At 49.2% G+C, this 15,062-nt stretch carries 13 protein-coding genes; 8 read left to right on the top strand and 5 right to left on the bottom strand.

The window, feature by feature from the left end; all coding sequences use genetic code 11:
- Nucleotides 1-108 precede the first annotated feature (108 nt).
- A complete protein-coding gene (locus SH449x_RS14870; protein ID WP_482376859.1) occupies nucleotides 109-972 on the top strand; it encodes a DUF6655 family protein in 864 nt (287 codons plus the stop codon).
- 108 nt (nucleotides 973-1,080) lie between these two features.
- The gene (locus SH449x_RS14865; protein ID WP_482376858.1) at nucleotides 1,081-1,806 is read left to right on the top strand and encodes a LuxR C-terminal-related transcriptional regulator; all 726 of its coding nucleotides are present in this window, start codon (nucleotides 1,081-1,083) and stop codon (nucleotides 1,804-1,806) included.
- Nucleotides 1,807-1,811: 5 nt separating this feature from the next.
- Here the strand turns inward: SH449x_RS14865 and SH449x_RS14860 are convergent, their stop codons facing one another.
- Together SH449x_RS14860 and SH449x_RS14855 are read right to left on the bottom strand one after the other, a co-directional pair.
- Nucleotides 1,812-2,423 carry a flavin reductase family protein gene (locus SH449x_RS14860; RefSeq protein WP_482376857.1) on the bottom strand — a complete coding sequence of 204 codons (612 nt, stop codon included), beginning with the start codon at nucleotides 2,421-2,423 and terminating at the stop codon, nucleotides 1,812-1,814.
- 3 nt (nucleotides 2,424-2,426) lie between these two features.
- Nucleotides 2,427-3,485, bottom strand: coding sequence for a sulfotransferase family protein (locus SH449x_RS14855; protein ID WP_482376856.1), 1,059 nt, complete (start codon nucleotides 3,483-3,485; stop codon nucleotides 2,427-2,429).
- A 239-nt stretch (nucleotides 3,486-3,724) separates the two neighbouring features.
- On the opposite strand from SH449x_RS14855, the gene flhA reads away from it, so the two are divergent.
- Entirely contained in the window at nucleotides 3,725-5,794 is a 2,070-nt protein-coding gene (gene flhA, locus SH449x_RS14850) for a flagellar biosynthesis protein FlhA (RefSeq protein ID WP_482376855.1), read from the top strand.
- A 77-nt stretch (nucleotides 5,795-5,871) separates the two neighbouring features.
- Nucleotides 5,872-7,197, top strand: coding sequence for a Gfo/Idh/MocA family protein (locus SH449x_RS14845; protein ID WP_482376854.1), 1,326 nt, complete (start codon nucleotides 5,872-5,874; stop codon nucleotides 7,195-7,197).
- Between the two features lie 272 nt (nucleotides 7,198-7,469).
- Here the strand turns inward: SH449x_RS14845 and SH449x_RS14840 are convergent, their stop codons facing one another.
- Nucleotides 7,470-7,877, bottom strand: coding sequence for a PIN domain-containing protein (locus tag SH449x_RS14840; protein WP_482376853.1), 408 nt, complete (start codon nucleotides 7,875-7,877; stop codon nucleotides 7,470-7,472).
- Nucleotides 7,865-8,155, bottom strand: coding sequence for a hypothetical protein (locus tag SH449x_RS14835; RefSeq protein WP_482376852.1), 291 nt, complete (start codon nucleotides 8,153-8,155; stop codon nucleotides 7,865-7,867). The genes SH449x_RS14840 and SH449x_RS14835 overlap by 13 nt, the downstream gene beginning before the upstream one ends.
- Nucleotides 8,156-8,656: 501 nt before the next feature.
- Here SH449x_RS14835 and SH449x_RS14830 point away from each other — a divergent pair.
- A complete protein-coding gene (locus tag SH449x_RS14830; RefSeq protein WP_482376851.1) occupies nucleotides 8,657-9,766 on the top strand; it encodes a hypothetical protein in 1,110 nt (369 codons plus the stop codon).
- A 144-nt stretch (nucleotides 9,767-9,910) separates the two neighbouring features.
- On the opposite strand, the gene SH449x_RS14825 is transcribed toward SH449x_RS14830, so the two are convergent.
- Nucleotides 9,911-10,324 (bottom strand): hypothetical protein, encoded by a 414-nt coding sequence (locus SH449x_RS14825; protein WP_482376850.1) that lies wholly within the window; start codon nucleotides 10,322-10,324, stop codon nucleotides 9,911-9,913.
- A gap of 175 nt (nucleotides 10,325-10,499) precedes the next feature.
- On the opposite strand from SH449x_RS14825, the gene SH449x_RS14820 reads away from it, so the two are divergent.
- The 3 genes from SH449x_RS14820 (at nucleotide 10,500) to SH449x_RS14810 (ending at nucleotide 14,778) form a co-directional block, all read left to right on the top strand.
- On the top strand, nucleotides 10,500-12,950 hold the full coding sequence (locus SH449x_RS14820; protein ID WP_482376849.1) for a hypothetical protein: 2,451 nt from the start codon (nucleotides 10,500-10,502) through the stop codon (nucleotides 12,948-12,950).
- Between the two features lie 11 nt (nucleotides 12,951-12,961).
- Nucleotides 12,962-14,251, top strand: coding sequence for a DUF1501 domain-containing protein (locus tag SH449x_RS14815; protein ID WP_482376848.1), 1,290 nt, complete (start codon nucleotides 12,962-12,964; stop codon nucleotides 14,249-14,251).
- 290 nt (nucleotides 14,252-14,541) lie between these two features.
- Nucleotides 14,542-14,778: a type II toxin-antitoxin system Phd/YefM family antitoxin gene (locus SH449x_RS14810; RefSeq protein ID WP_482376847.1), complete on the top strand. Its 237-nt coding sequence runs from the start codon at nucleotides 14,542-14,544 to the stop codon at nucleotides 14,776-14,778.
- The last annotated feature ends 284 nt before the right edge of the window (nucleotides 14,779-15,062 follow it).

Genomic DNA, 15,062 nt, shown 5'->3' with positions numbered 1-15,062 from the left:
GCCATTAGGAGTCGTAAGGCTAGCTTGCCCAGCTTTCCTGATCGGTATTTCGGAAGATGGGGGGATTGGTTATTCTTCGCTTCGCCCATTCGCAGCGTTTGAAAGTCCATGAGCCAACTTAGAATCCATTTTGCTCAATACTCCCACGGGATCAGGAAAACACAAAGGTTCACCCTTGTGGTCTTGCTTTTGTTGTCGATTTTTCTAACGGGTTGTGGAAGTACCAAGGTTTTTACCGCAACGGAGCAGTTGCTCATGTCCGACGCGGTTGACGGAGCGGTCGGTAAGCTGGATTTCAGACCGTTATGTGGGGCTAAGGTGTTTTTAGACACGACCTATATTACAGCCATGGGAAAGCAGTCGGCGATGCCTCCTATGCACAATACCAATGTCAACTCCGACTACATCATCAGTGCCATTCGTCAGCAGATGACTGCGGCAGGGTGTTTGTTGGTTGATACGAAAGACACGGCAGATGTGATTTGCGAAGCACGCTGTGGAGCCATAGGTATCGATGGTCACAGCGTAACGTACGGTCTACCCGCGAACAATTTTCTATCCAGTGCGTCGGCGGTGGTGGGGGGAACTGGAAGTTTGCCCGCCATACCGGAGTTGTCTCTGGCTAAGCGTGAAATTAAGAGTGCTGCCACAAAGGTAGCTGTCTTCGCTTATGACAGAGAGACACGCGAACCTATCTACCAGACGGGGATCGCACAAGCTGGTAGTAATGCTCGAGATACTTGGTTCCTTGGTATTGGTCCAATACAGCAAGGATCTATCTATCGAGGAACAAGGTTCGCTGGAAAAAGGTTTCAACCAGGAATGCCTAACTATATCTCCACCGATATGCCCGTTGGGTTGATAGACCACCGTTCCGGCGTAACGTTCCCAAGGGAATTCATCCCAGAAAGTGGTGAGTACCTAATGGATTCGTCGGGAATCTCAACGGGACAGGAGATGGAAAAGCAATAAAATGCAGGCTTTCTGATTGACTCTGCGAGTAGTGGCTCGTAAAGTTCGAATCCATTTCCACTAAGGGCTGCCCTGATCCAAGCGTTGGTTAAGGTAGCAGAGGTTTTCATGTGCAGCGATCAGCCTTTAACTTCTCTTGACGGTCACACCAAGGTTCTGTTGACCTCACCCCAGTCGGTCCTAATGGATTTTTTTGATTCTCCGAGCAGCGATTTTTTTGCCTTTACGTATGATGTAAAGCGACAGCTGATCTACAGAAGCGGCTCGATGCAGGCGGTTTTTGGCGGTAGATTACCTCATGATACGAGTTTGTCATTCCACAGTCTGTTGACAGACCATCGTCTGAATCAATCGATAAAGGACGAAAATGAGTTCCTTAGCAATCCAGGTGAAACGCTTCGTAACTGTTGCGAGTTGGGATACGCAGGTGTACATGTCCAAGTCGAACTAAGGCGACAAATTATCATCGCTGGAGGGCATGTCGTTGGTGTGATTGGCGTAGGAATAAGAGTCGATGAACCCCGATTTGTTAGCGATGAAAGTTTGGTGAGTCATACACTCGGAATTACCGAAACGACATTGCTCGAACGCTGGCGGAAGCTATCACCTGCCGAAATTGACGTGGTTGAGTATGTTTCTCAAGGGCTTATGAACAAAGTAATTGCCAAGAACTTATCTCTAGCGGTTAGAACAGTAGAAGCGCGTCGGTCAAGGATTCTAAGAAAGCTGGAAGTGAGTAGTATTCCAGAATTAGTTCGCTTCCACATGCTTGTTAAGCAAATCCTCGAACCCAGAACCACGGAAAAAGATAGGCACGAGAAGAGTAGCGGCTAGATTAACTAGCTAGGGTACTTTTTTCGATCAATTTGAAAGTAGCCGCTCGTCGTGGTGTATCCCCCGGCTCCCCCCATACGACCAATCAATTGGAGCGCTGGGCTGTCCAAGTGCATTTTGTCCTGATTAAGTACGTATCGGTCGTCAATCCATACGGAAACAACCTCGCCAAAGACAATGCGATTGGCTCCGATGTTAAGAATCCTCTCCAGTCGACATTCTAGGGCAGCGGGTGAGCCGACGATGCGGGGAGGCTTTACGAGCTTTGATTCCGCTGTAGTCAAGCCCAACGCTTCAATTTCCGAAATATGAGGTGGAAAATCGGTCGCGGAGTCGCTCATGGCTTGAGCGAGGCTTTCGGGTACCAGATTCACAACAAACTCCTGACTCCTTTCGATATTGACGGCCGTGTCTTTGGGCCGGTCAGGGTGATCGCCAATTCCCATGACGATGAGAGCAGGATCGGAACCAATCGCATTGAAGAAGCTAAACGGTGCAAGATTAAAGGAGCCATTCTCATTGCAGGTAGAGACCCACGCTATGGGCCTGGGAACTACGAGCGAGACCAACAACTTGTAGCACGATTGAGGTGATAAATCGGAGAAATCAAAACGCATGAGTTAATGGTATCCATAACGAGTTGCATAGTCATTCCATTCGGTGAGTACACGCTCCTCCAACTCGGGGTTTTGTTGGAAGCGGTTCGTTTTGTATTCACTCGCCGACTGCGTTCTAGCGACAATTCTATTTTCGATAGGTTCGAACTTACCCAGGTCTAGTTGACGATAGATGCTGGAGACGACAGTTAGTGGATCTTTGGCTAGATCCTCATATTTGACATCTATGATTTGTGAGTCGGTTAGTCCGCTACGACCCTTATCAAAGGAGTTGTACATACGACGCAATGACCGGAATACAAAAGGCTCCAACTCCTCGTCAGCGATCATAGCCTGCAAGCCTTGAACCTGATCTAAGGAACGCCAGAGTTTCATTGTCGAAGGAAACAAGCTTCTGGGGTCGCGGACTATGTGAATATACTTGGCGTCGGGAAACAGTTCTCGCAATAAGCCGATCCGCCCGGTATGAGGTGGACTCTTCAGGATTAGAGGCTTTCCCGTTTTGTAGGTCAGAGCCTTCATGAACCAGGTCATCAAGTACTTCCATCTGCGACGCTGTTCAGCGGTGAACTCGGCATCGGCCAGCGTGTTTTCGTCGACAAAGCCGTTTTGGGGGAACATCATTCTTGCGTAAAGCGTTGGGGCACCGAGGTTCATCAGCGCGAATTCGTCTTCCTGAGGCAGACTCCAACCGGCTTTCATGTTGTCCATCGGTCGTTTGTCGGGAAGCAACCAGCCGCCAAATCGTGTCACCAACGCTTCGGTAAGCAGAAAGTGAGCGGGAGCGAAGCACTGAAAGGTGGTCGGTGAAGCGAATCGATTATCCAAGCCGAGATATTCGTGCAGAAGAGTGGTTCCGCTCCGCCAATGCCCCAAAACGAAAACGGGGGGGCCAGCCAAGGCAGTGCGTTCGATAGCCCGATTAAAAAGCAAGTAGTGTGACAACGCTAGTAGATCGGAAAACGGCATGAACGCACTGACCCCTAAAGCAACGTGCATTCGTTTCCAACTGACGCGAAAGCGATTCTTGATGAGGTAGGAGAACCACGTTTTGGATTGCATGCCATGCCAAAACCGTGGCGCCCACTCAGGATAACTATTAATGACAGACTCTGGTGATGACATTCCGTGAGCAGGTAATGCTAGCGAATTCTTTACAAGTGTTGCGATGTTCCAACAATGTAGATTACCGTAGTTTCGCGACTAAACGATATAGACATCCGGCAGGTTTTACGGCTACTTTCCCTTTTCTCTCGAGATTTTCTCAAGTACGGGGCGATGGCTGATAGATGGACGGATGGATGCGATTATGGCAGAACTACAAGGATGCGATTCTTCCGCTAGGAATTATCGGGTGTCTCGTAGTCATTCTGGTTCCGCTGCCACCCTCCTTGCTGGATATCATGCTTTCAGCGAACATTGCCATCGGGGTGGTGGTTCTGTTGACGACCATCTATGCCAAATCGCCCATGGACTTCAACATCTTCCCAGCCATGCTAGTGGCGACCACATTGTCTCGGCTGGTCCTAAACCTCGCTACCACTCGTCTCATTCTCACTCGGACAAAGGATGACGGACTGGAAGCTGCCGGTGGAGTGATTCGAGCATTCGGCGAATTCGTCTCGGGTGACTCGCTCGAAGTCGGGATCATCCTATTTGTGATCATCTTCTTGATCAATTTTATCGTGATCACGAAAGGTGCATCGCGGATCGGTGAAGTGGCTGCACGGTTCGCCTTGGATGGAATGCCGGGTAAACAAATGGCCATCGATGCTGACTTGAGTGCCGGAGCTATCGACGAAAAAGAAGCCCAGAAGCGCCGCGAAGAAGTCTCTAAGCAAGCAGACTTTTACGGAGCCATGGACGGTGCTTCGAAGTTCGTTCGAGGGGATGCGATCGCCGGTATCGCAATCACGCTGATAAATCTGTTCGGTGGCCTCTACATGGGTTACATGTATGCAGACATGAGCCTCGCACAAGCAGCTTCGATTTACTCTAAGCTGACCATTGGGGACGGATTGGTAAGTCAAGTTCCCGCATTCTTGATTTCTTTGGCTGCGGCTCTTTTAACAACTCGAAGCGCCCAGAAGAGCAACTTCTCTGGGGAATTCCTTAAGCAGATATTTTCCAAGCCCGAAGCTCTGTTTATCTCAGGTGGTTTTCTACTACTGCTCATCTTTACCGCACTGCCTACCATGCCCCTGCTAACCATGGGACTCGGTTGCATTGGTTTAGCAGTGATGATGTTGAAACAAACCAAATATCAAGTGGCACAAGAAGAGAAGCAAAAGAAACAAGCCGAATCGTCTGTCAAGAAAGAGGCTCCACCCGAGAAGAAGGCGGAGGACTTCTTGGAGGTCGATCCAATGCGATTGGAACTTGGAGCGAAACTGATTGTCCTAGCCGATCCCAACCGTGGTGGCGATTTGATGAAGCGTATCTCGACGGTGCGAGCAACTCTGGCTAGCGAGATGGGTATTCTGCTCCCCATGGTGCGAATCAAAGATCGGATGAGCTTACCGGAATACTCCTACGAGCTTTCCTTGAACGGGAATCGTATCGCGACTGGGATGGTTCGAACAGATAGACTCCTAGCCATCGACACAGGGTTGACGCTCGGTCCCATCGAAGGCGAAGAGACGACCGATCCAGCCTTTGGAAAACGTGCCTTCTGGATCGACCCTCGGTTGAGACAACACGCGGAGGTTTACGGCTATCAAGTTGCCGAATGCGGTGCTGTGGTGGCAACGCACGTACAAGAAACGGCTCGAAGACATGCCGAGGAATTGCTCACCAGGGAAGTCACGAAGCAGTTGGTTGATCAGCTCAAGAAAACAACCCCGACCGTTGTGGAGGAGTTGATCCCAGGTCTGATGAAGCTTTCCGAGGTGCAACAAGTACTGCAGAACCTTCTCAAGGAAGATATACCCATCAGACAGCTTGGAGTGATTCTAGAAACGCTTGGGGATTTCGCACATCGAGTCAAGGATCCTATTTGGCTTACCGAATACGTTCGCCATCGATTAGCTAGGACGATCTCACATCGATTCCGCGATAGCAACGGAGTCCTAAAGGTCATCACGCTCGACCCAGCCTTGGAGGATAGAATCGCAGCCGGGGCCGAACAAACGGAGCGGGGAGTTTTCCTGCGAATGTCCCCCGATGTCGTCAACAAAACCTGTCAGAAGATTGCGGAACAGCTTAAGAAATTGGAACAACAAAGCCGCCCGCTTTGCGTACTAGTGAGCCCCAAAATTCGCGTTCCGCTGCGCCAAATGACCAGCGAAAACTTGCCCCTAGCAAAAATTCTTAGCTACAACGAGATTTCTCGAGATACTACCGTCGAATCGGTTGGCATGGTGAGTGACTAAAAAATTCGTTTATACTGAGGGGCCGCGTCCAGGTCGTATTCGAGACCAACTCTCCCTCCTTACAGAAACGGGTTACTATGAACCACCTACCACTCCAACCCAATCGAAGACGATTTCTATCGACCACTGCTGCGGCATCTTCGGCCGCATTAGTTGGATATCACGTCAATCCGTCACCAGCGAAAGCATCAACTTCACCGAACGAGAAACTAAACTTGGTAGCTGTTGGGGCCACGGGCCGCGCGGGGGAAAATATTTCTGGCTGCCGATCCCAAAACATTATTGCCATCGCCGACGTTGATAGCGATTTGCTCGAGAAAGGTGGACAAGCCTATCCGGATGCGAACCGCTACCAAGACTTTCGCATCATGCTGGAGAAAGAATCGGAACGAATCGATGGCGTGCTAGTAGGAACTCCCGATCATACGCATGCCCCAGCCGCAGCCATGGCTCTCCGCATGAAAAAGGCAGTGTACTGCGAAAAGCCTTTAACACACACCGTTCATGAGACGAGAGTCCTGCGAGAACTTGCCAAGCAAACGGGTGAAGCCACCCAGATGGGTACACAAATTCATGCCGGGGGGAACTATCGACGCGTCGTGGAATTGATCCGAGCTGGAGCCATCGGCCCCATCAAAGAAGTGCACGTTTGGGCCGGCGCACAGTACACTGGCGGCAAGTTTCAGACTGGAGAAACGGTCCCCAAGAATCTCAATTGGGATCTTTGGCTCGGGCCAGCTCCCGAGAGACCTTATAGCAAATCCATTCACCCATTTAATTGGCGTAGGTTCTGGGATTTTGGTACTGGGTCACTTGGTGATTTCGGATGCCATTTTATGGACTTGGTACATTGGGCGTTGGATCTGACAGCTCCAGTGAAGATTCGAACGCGAGGAACCGAGCTCGATCCTGTGACCCCTCCAGAATGGGCTATCGTGGATTACCTCTACCCCGCCCGAGGAGATCAGCCCGAAGTTCAGGTGACTTGGTACGACAGCGGCAAGAGACCGGAGAAGCTGAAGGAACTGAAAGACCGCAACGGTAATCCCTTTAATTGGGGAGGTGGTCAATTGTTCATTGGCAGCGAAGGTATGATCCTCTCCAATTACGGGGAACACCATTTGCTGCCTCATGACAAGTTCGCAACCTACGCTCGTCCGGAACGAACGATTCCCGACTCGATCGGGCATCATGAAGAGTGGCTTGAAGCGATTCGTACTGGTTCGCCGACCACCTGCAACTTCGAATACTCGGGAGCGTTGAGCGAAGCGGTGTTATTGGGAGTGGTTGCGTTCAAGGCTGGGGAAGAGATCCATTGGGACGCTGAAAAATTCCAAGTTACCAATTCCAGCAAAGCCAATGATCTGTTGCATAAAGAGTATCGCAAGGGCTGGACCCTTTGAGCCTAAGCTGCTGAAGTAGTAGAATCGCATCGCAAAGCGAAGCCAATAGTAGCGTAAGGGCGCAAGACCTACGGTAGGGTTCCAGCGTCCTCACCGACCAACAAAGTGGCTGGTAATCATTCTTCGCCAGTCATTTGGTCTATCGTCGCCAACTTCAAGAACCCGTTTACGAGTACGATCAATCCCGGTATCCACCACCGGCTGAATGATCCCTGGTGACTTGATACCATCCAGCTGTCGATTATTGTTCAGTTCGGTCAAAACGCAGATGTCTACGTTGTGTCGATAGAGATAACCTCCAAGTCATGAATTCTAGAAAACTCCCGAGCGTTTGTAGTCATTACGGCATGATCGTAGTTCAAAGCCGTTGCCGCGATCCAAAGATCCTGATAACCAATAATCGTTCCTGTCTGAGCAAGCTCTGCGGCAAGCTTAGCGTGAATACGAGCTACTTGGAGATCGATACCCAGAATTGGGAATCGATTCAAAATCCCCTCGACGAAACGACTGCGTCTTTCTCGCCGTTCAGACGTATTTGCTCGATGCACTCCCACTAACAACTCTGAAGCAGAAGCGACCGAAATGAACCCAGGTCGATCAAGTTCCCCAAGTTGTGCTTCGACAGAGTGCCCACGCCGCTCCCATAAAATAAAAACCCCACTATCGACTACGATTCCCATGGGTCGATAACTTCTTTAAAACTATTCCGTACCGTCTCGACATCTTTTGCAAAAGATTCCGCATCTTCCCCCAAGGACGGTAACGTGGACATCAACGAAGCAAAGTCCCGAATCGAAATGGATTTTTTTATAGGGATTACCTGCGCAATCGTAACGGTACCATCCGCCAACTCAATCGTTACCTGATCGGCGGCCACGTGACGAACCAGCCTAGCCCAATCGATATTTGGATTCGAGATATCTTGTTTTTCCATCGCAACTCCCAATTTCGGACTCATCAAAACACCAGTCGATTATAACTCAAAACCCGATACAAGACAAAAAGACTTCAGGTTTCCGATTAAGGTCAATCGTGATGAGGCTAAGTCGCGTCGCGAACTCATTAGTAGCGTAAGGGCGCAAGACCTACGGTAAGGTTCCAGCGCCCTCACCGACCAACAAAGTGGCCTGCAATCCTTCTCCGCCAGTTATTTTGTTTCTCGTCGCCAAAGGCGAATCCCAGGCTTGCTTCGCATCGCCCGTCACCATGCGGCTGGTTCTATTACGCTCCTATTGTCTGTCTACTCGTAAACGCTTGCGATCGGACCCTCAAAATTTGGAAACTAGGCGTTTACAGAATTTTCTTGACATGAACTCGCTATACCTCCACAATTCAATCGCCAATTCTCATGCAATCGCCCTGTAATGAATTTTCTCCGATCGATGTTCAAATCGACAGAGAACGAGTGTAAAAACGAGGAGATACTCCCGACAATTCCTACAAAAGGATAAGAACCGAAATGATGATTCGCCGAAAAATCATGCTTCAGGTATGGGTAATTTCGCTCGGATTACTTTTTAATGCCTACGGTCAAGATTTCGACAAACTCCCCTTTATCGATGACTCTGCGAAGACCAACTACATAAATCTCGATAGAGAAGACGTGACCGTCGGATTAGCCAATGCGATCGCATTTAGGACAGTTTGGCCAAAAGTTCTGAATCGTGCGGGGCAAGACGCGCGCGTGAAAGGACGTTTGGTGCTTAGACGTTTCAAAGCAAAGGATTGGCCGATCGTCAGTAAATTAAGTAACGAATCATTCGAGCCTCGGAATTTGGATCAAACCAAAGCCGAAGAATCGTTCTTTGTGGACTTTCTCTGTAACCACATTGATTTGGAATACAGATTCGACTACTGCCTTGTAAAGGAAGAGGATTTGAAAGACTTTGCGGAAATTCAAAGCGCAGATGGTAAGCTGAGTATTGGGCTTTTCGAAACATTTTCACACCCTGCGGTAGTCGACATAAAACTTTTTGGAAGCACTGTCGATTATGAGATTACAGGTTCGAAGCGAACGGGGTCAGTACTTTCGCGCCCGCAGAATAATAAAAGGACGTTTCCTAGAATACTCGATCTACGAACGATTGGACTTTTTTCATTCGCGCAGTGGATTAATCCAACATCGTTAGAGGATTGGGAAAAGGCTATGAAGAACTTTCGCCCACTGTCGGCAGAGCATTTGGATTCCGATTTAGTTCTTTTTAGTTTTGTCAACGATTGGATCTTAAGGTCGTACGTTGTCAACACAACAACCTTCAGAATAGTTGAGTATGCGGAGCGACCAATCGATCAGAAAGACGAGCGATTTCTAGAGCTCAGTGTTTTTAAAGGGAAGAGCGACCACATCAAGCTTAGTTACGATGAGAAAGGCAATCCAAGATCATTTGTTATGGGGTCGATTAAAGACGTTTGGAAGGGGACGTTCGTCGAGTATAGATCGGATCTTGGTGATCATCGCGCTGCAATGCTGCCCATGTCGTTTACTTCACCAGCTATCGGACTAAAAATCGATCGTTCGGTTGAGAATGACTACGGATTGCTTTTAGATTTAGGTTTAATTTCGAAGTAGGGGAATGAAGGTGCTCAAAGTGGTTAGTTGAGCTAATCGAATTTGGATAGGGGGGCAGGGACTTTTCGTTTCGGTGTTTGTTCCAACACAACGTAAGCGTCCACGACAGGGAGATAGCCCGGGGCTGCCCCATTTTGTTCTTCGCTATGGTTTTCTTTCTATTGCCGGGAGGCCGATCGCAAGCCGATGTTTAGACCGAAAGTTAATCGTATGCTCTCGATTGTGATACCACCAGTTTCGTACCCCGACCGAAGAACGCTGTACCATTAGCTCATCTTCGAATAGGTCAGCCAGAATTCCGCATTCAAGAAGTGCAAAGTAGATGCTGTCGATGTCTATTGTCGGATCGTCAATGGCATCCAATAAATACGGGACTCCAGGATCACCTAAGAATGCCAGTGCACGTGCAGCATGCAAACGCGGGATTATTGTCTCGGTAGAACATGGGCCATTCCATTCGAATGACTCATTCTTTAGATTTTGGAAGTAATACGCTGGAGTCTTATTGGGATAAGAGCAAGCGGTCTCCAGTACAAATGGCCTCGTTGCCTCGTCCACTACAAAGCACCCTCCCTTCGTGATCGTTCCTCCACTCTGGTCCTCTCCAAAATACCGGGTCAGTTGTGTCCTCAGAAACTTGTTCCTGCATTCGCAACACATTACACTCACATGTGGTACGCTTCCAAGATTCCTAGCCCAGGCAATAGTTCACTCGCACAATGAGACGATATTTGTGTTGCAGTCATTTTCCCCCTCGCTGAATCAACATGTTCGATGTTGGGCTGCAATAACGTTGCTTGGTTCTGTTGTGACGATTGTAAACCAAGGCGTTTGCGTGCACGCTGTCTGCGTTTGCCAAACAGCACAAGACGAAGGCACTATTCCCCCCCAACCTGAGGTGATTCCGGTCCTATGCCAAGGGCCCATCGATCAGGAGTTCGAGTATAGCATCTGGAATCGAATTCTGGCTCCAAAGTGCCTACCATGTCACTGCGTGGGGGGAGATGCCGAGGAGAGCAGATTCTTGCTGTCCGATTTGAAGAGAGTTATCGGGCAAGCCCGAGACAAAGAACTGATCGCGAATCGTCGAATGCTTCTCGAAGTCGCCACATCATCAAAAGATAGCGAAGCAACAGGACAGGTATCGCGTGTTCTGCTGAAAGCGGCTGGGGAATTGTCCCACGGTGGTGGTGTCATACTCGACGTCGATGACCTGTTACTGGTTATGCTGGAAAACTATTTGCATCATAGTTTCAATGTTAGAGGAGAAATTACCGCTCACGAAGATCACACGCCAGAGCGAAGCCAGGAGAACGGATCACCCTTTTGGGAAGGGGTGCGGTTTCTAGACGATAGAAGCCTGTTACGACGTGCGATGTTGTCACTGGTTGGACGGCTTCCCAGCTTGCAAGAAATCGAAGATTTTGAATCGGCAGCCCAGCACAATCGAGAGCTTGCTTTTCGAGAAAAGCTAATGTCCCTTATGTCGGAAGAGCCATTTTACGAACGTTTGCGAGAGGGTTTTAACGACATCTTCTTGTTGACTGCGGTGGACGATAACGCTGAGGTAACGGCTTTGTCGTATGAACACTTTGAACAAAGTCGGCTTTGGTATCAGCACGAGGATTTTAGTCATATTGCGGACAAGAGGGAACGCGAGCAAGCAGGATATAAGCTTGCTAATGACTACCGTGAAGCATTGCTTCGCGAGCCAATGATGCTAATCGATTATATCGTTCGAAACGATCGTCCCTTTACGGAATTGGTGACAGCAGACTACATCATGGTTTCGCCTTACACGTCCAGAGGATACGGTGTTTACGAAGAGGTACGAGAGGCATTTAGAGATCCGAACAACCCCTTTGAGTACGTACCGGTAAGGCTTAAGGCTCTTCGAGGACGAAATCGATCGGAAGATCAAGAATCGACGACAGGTTTTTTTCCGCATGCGGGACTGTTAACGACGTTCCTATATCTAGCTCGCTATCCGACGACCGAAACGAATCGCAATCGACTTCGTTCGCGAATTGTCTACCAGCACTTTCTCGGTGTCGACGTCCTCGAATTAGCGGCTAGAGTTTCCGATGCCGCAGCAATCAATGCTCAGTACGAGATCCCCACCATGCAAGCGGCAGATTGCGTTGTCTGCCATCGTACGCTGGACCCCGTTGCAGGTTTGTATCAGGACTATTGGCGATTCGAGTCCAATTTTGCACTTTACGGAAAGCGAAAAGGTGGCTGGTTTACCGATATGTTCGGTGCTGGTTTCGAGGGGGAAAATTTACCTGAGACGGAAAGATGGCGATCATTGGCTTGGTTTGCTGAGCGAATAGAAGCCGACCCCAGATTTGCGGTGACCATGACGGAACACGTCTACTATATCTTGATGGGACGCAAGGTGCTTAAACTGCCAACCAACTTTAACGATCCCCTTTACTCAGCAAAACTTCGCGCCTATCGCGTGCAGAGAACGGAGATCGAGCGAATTGCACAGCGATTCTACGAGAATGGTTTCAACCTCAAAGATGTTTTTTGCGATCTCGTTTTATCCGAATTCTATCGCGTTGACAGCATCCATTCCGTGGTGCAGGATCCATGCCGGTTAGCCGAGTTAGATGATATTGGGGTGTTTCGTATGCTGACACCCGAGCAATTGGAACGCAAGATCCATGCGGTGTTTGGAGCCAAATGGAATAAGCTCGACGCCGAAATGGGAATGTTATACGGAGGGATCGACCTTAAGGAGGTGACCGAGCGGGCTGCTGATCCGAGCGGAGCTATGGGGGCCATCCAAAGGATCTTGTCAAATGAGATTGCGTGCAAGCATGTCGCGACTGATTTTGCACTGCCTAGGCAACAACGCCGGCTTTTTCCGTTCATTGATGCGAATACGGTTCCTGGAACGCCAGAGGCCCGCATCGAAATCGAAAGATCCGTGGTGCATCTGCATGGGCACATCCTAGGGCAACCAGATGCACCGGAGTTTCGTTCTGACATTCTGCGGACGGTAAATTTGTTTGAGAAAATCGCACGGGATGCACGCGAGAATGGTATTCAAGATACGAATGAGATTTGGTCGTGTCGACAAGGCGAAGCGGTTACGGATGACCCACACTACACCATCCGAGCCTGGCGGGGAGTTGTCACCTATTTGTTACGACGCCCTGAGTTTTTATACGAATAACGGGATTCACCATGCGTCGTCAATTTTTGAAATGGTGTGGAATAGCTGGTTTAGGTTTTGCAGTACCGTATCGATTTCATGAATCAGTCCGAGCTGCTCCTACCGATTCCAACGAGGGTTTTGCCGGCCCATACTACTTGGTATTCAATGCGTCCGGGGGATGGGACACCACCTACCTCATGGATCCCAAGGGAGTGAATGGGATAAATCGATTATTTGCCCAGGGGGACATACTGACCCATGGGGCGCACACCTTTGCCCCCACGCGGTCCCATGCTGAGGAGGGGATGCCAAACGAATCATTTTATGAAAAATTTGGCAGCGAGCTTTTAACTATAAACGGCTTAGATTACTCAGTTGATAATCATGCACCGGCTTCGAGGTATATGGCAACCGGAAAGCTCGATAGTCTCGAGTATCCAACCTTTGCGGCGTTGGTAGCAGCATGCCGTGGTCAAGATTGTCCATTAGCATTCTTGACCTTCGGAAACTATTCTGTCACGGGTAACCTGGTGGCGATGTCTCGGGTGCCTTACTTGCAGTCTCTGCAAAGGATCGCTAACGCGGACTCAGTGCACGGAAACAGCAAGTCGCCCTACCACGATCCTTTCGTGATGGATCATGTCGAAAGAACTCTCGCGGAGTACCATGAATCATTAGGCGAGTCCCCGAGACTTCCACGTGCCGCTCGTAGTGAGAGCATGTTATACGGCGCGCAACTCAATTCGAAAGCACTTGCTAGGGTTACGGAATATATCCCTAAGGAGATGCCCAAGAACCGGTTGCACCAGCAAGCCGAAATCGCATTGGTAGGTTTCAAAGCGGGAGTGAGTGTCTCGGCCAATCTCAACATTGGTCAGTTTGATAGCCATGCCAACAACGATCAGGATCAATTGAAATTGATCCCAGAATTGCTAGATGGTGTGGCCTATGCCATGCGTCGGGCAGAAGAATTGGGAATTCGGGAGAAGCTGGTCGTCGTCATGCAAAGTGAAATGGGAAGAACCCCAAAGTACAATTCGGGAAATGGCAAAGATCATTGGTCGGTCGGATCTGCAATGTTTTTAGGTTCGGGTATCGGTGGCAATCGGGTGATAGGAGCCACCGATGATCAGCAGTTTGCTGCGAAGGTCGATCCCGAGTCATGGATGTTGGATTCCGATAAAGGTATCCGCATCAGGCCCGAGCACATCCACCTGGCATTACGCGAATTAGCGGGTATTCAGGATCATCCTTATGCACTTCGGTTCCCACTCAGCATAAGTGAATCATGCGACTGGTCAAAGTTATGGCGAGCGTGAAATAGTCGTGTCGCAAGCGTTGTCTCGAAAACAGTTGATCATTGATCCTCTTGCGTTTCTCTTATCTCTTGCGGTGTGAATATCTTAAGGGAGGGGGCCGCATGGGGATGCAGTGCGGGATATTACGCGAGTGGCCTTGATCGTTTTTCCTCCAAAACAACACGTGCTAAGCCATGTGCACATGTGTCTTGCGCCAAGAAAAGAGGAGCACCTTCGAGACCAAGTTTTACTTCTGGCTTTGTTTCGGTTTCCTTTTGGAGGGAGTACAATTGAGCGTAGGAGGTACAATCATGTCAGACGTTCTATTGAACAGCAGCGATACAAATCTCAAGGTGATATTGAGCCAGTTGAAGCCTGGTGAAGTGGCACGCATCATTGATGACGGGCAAGTCATAGCGACGCTTCAAAAAGCTGACATTTCCGATCAACTTTATCCGTGTAAGGCGGGTTCTGCAGCAGGCACGACTCACTGGATGGCTGATGACTTTGATGCGCCGCTGGATGACTTTCGCGAGTACATGGAATAAATGTTCTATTGGATACACACTCGTTTCTTTGGTTTGTCTGGAACGACCAAAGACTTTCCCCAAATGCACTGACAACGATCGAGTCACCTGCAAATCGCAAATGGGTAAGCGTTGCCAGCCTTTGGGAAATCACGATCAAAGTAAGCATCAACAAACTCAAGCTTGGATTACCTATAGAATCGTTTTAGAAACAGCATATTTCCATTAATGGCTTTTCCGTTCTTAACATCTCCACTGATCATCTCTCTATTCTTTCTCGCTTGGACTTTCATCATACGTTCAAG

This window comes from Brakhagea baltica (assembly GCF_052161605.1).
In the GTDB taxonomy this organism is placed as follows: Bacteria; Planctomycetota; Planctomycetia; order Pirellulales; family Pirellulaceae; genus JBKCUI01.
Note: the sequence above shows the minus strand (reverse complement) of the source record. Positions and strands in the feature narration are given on the sequence as shown.

Coding starts and splice junctions, on each gene's coding strand:
- SH449x_RS14870 (WP_482376859.1), top strand. CDS start 109: ATGAGCCAACTTAGAATCCATTTTGCTCAATACTCCCACGGGATCAGG.
- SH449x_RS14865 (WP_482376858.1), top strand. CDS start 1,081: ATGTGCAGCGATCAGCCTTTAACTTCTCTTGACGGTCACACCAAGGTT.
- SH449x_RS14860 (WP_482376857.1), bottom strand. CDS start 2,423: ATGCGTTTTGATTTCTCCGATTTATCACCTCAATCGTGCTACAAGTTG.
- SH449x_RS14855 (WP_482376856.1), bottom strand. CDS start 3,485: ATGCAATCCAAAACGTGGTTCTCCTACCTCATCAAGAATCGCTTTCGC.
- flhA (WP_482376855.1), top strand. CDS start 3,725: ATGCGATTATGGCAGAACTACAAGGATGCGATTCTTCCGCTAGGAATT.
- SH449x_RS14845 (WP_482376854.1), top strand. CDS start 5,872: ATGAACCACCTACCACTCCAACCCAATCGAAGACGATTTCTATCGACC.
- SH449x_RS14840 (WP_482376853.1), bottom strand. CDS start 7,877: ATGGGAATCGTAGTCGATAGTGGGGTTTTTATTTTATGGGAGCGGCGT.
- SH449x_RS14835 (WP_482376852.1), bottom strand. CDS start 8,155: ATGAGTCCGAAATTGGGAGTTGCGATGGAAAAACAAGATATCTCGAAT.
- SH449x_RS14830 (WP_482376851.1), top strand. CDS start 8,657: ATGATGATTCGCCGAAAAATCATGCTTCAGGTATGGGTAATTTCGCTC.
- SH449x_RS14815 (WP_482376848.1), top strand. CDS start 12,962: ATGCGTCGTCAATTTTTGAAATGGTGTGGAATAGCTGGTTTAGGTTTT.
- SH449x_RS14810 (WP_482376847.1), top strand. CDS start 14,542: ATGTCAGACGTTCTATTGAACAGCAGCGATACAAATCTCAAGGTGATA.